This window comes from Vibrio sp. HI00D65, assembly GCF_001635455.1.
In the GTDB taxonomy this organism is placed as follows: domain Bacteria; phylum Pseudomonadota; class Gammaproteobacteria; order Enterobacterales; family Vibrionaceae; genus Vibrio.
This window is the reverse complement of the sequence record NZ_LWEH01000363.1, coordinates 1-539: the sequence shown is the minus strand read 5'-3', so window position 1 is coordinate 539 and position 539 is coordinate 1. Positions and strand designations below refer to the sequence as shown.

The 539-nt window shown below is 47.5% G+C and carries 1 protein-coding gene; it reads right to left on the bottom strand.

Annotated features, from left to right (window positions below; translation table 11 throughout):
• Nucleotides 1-539: GTP-binding protein (locus A3712_RS19905; protein ID WP_231891849.1), on the bottom strand; the 539-nt coding region annotated here is incomplete at both ends.

Below are 539 nucleotides of genomic sequence, written 5' to 3'. Positions count from 1 at the left end.
AACGTTCTCACCTGCACGACCTTCATCAAGCAGCTTACGGAACATTTCAACACCAGTACAAGTAGTAAGAGTAGTCTCTTTGATACCAACGATTTCTACTTCGTCACCTACACGTAGGATACCACGCTCGATACGACCAGTTACAACAGTACCACGACCTTGGATCGAGAACACGTCTTCGATTGGTAGTAGGAACGGTTGGTCAACTGCACGCTCTGGCTCAGGGATGTAAGAATCTAGTGCTTCTGCAAGCTCAACGATCTTGTCTTCCCACTGCTTCTCGCCGTTTAGTGCGCCAAGTGCAGAACCTTGGATAACTGGTAGGTCATCACCTGGGAAGTCGTACTCAGAAAGAAGTTCACGAACTTCCATTTCTACTAGCTCAAGTAGCTCTTCGTCATCAACCATGTCACATTTGTTCATGAATACGATGATGTAAGGGATACCAACTTGACGACCAAGTAGGATGTGCTCACGAGTTTGAGGCATTGGGCCGTCAGTCGCAGCAACAACTAGGATACCACCGTCCATTTGTGCAG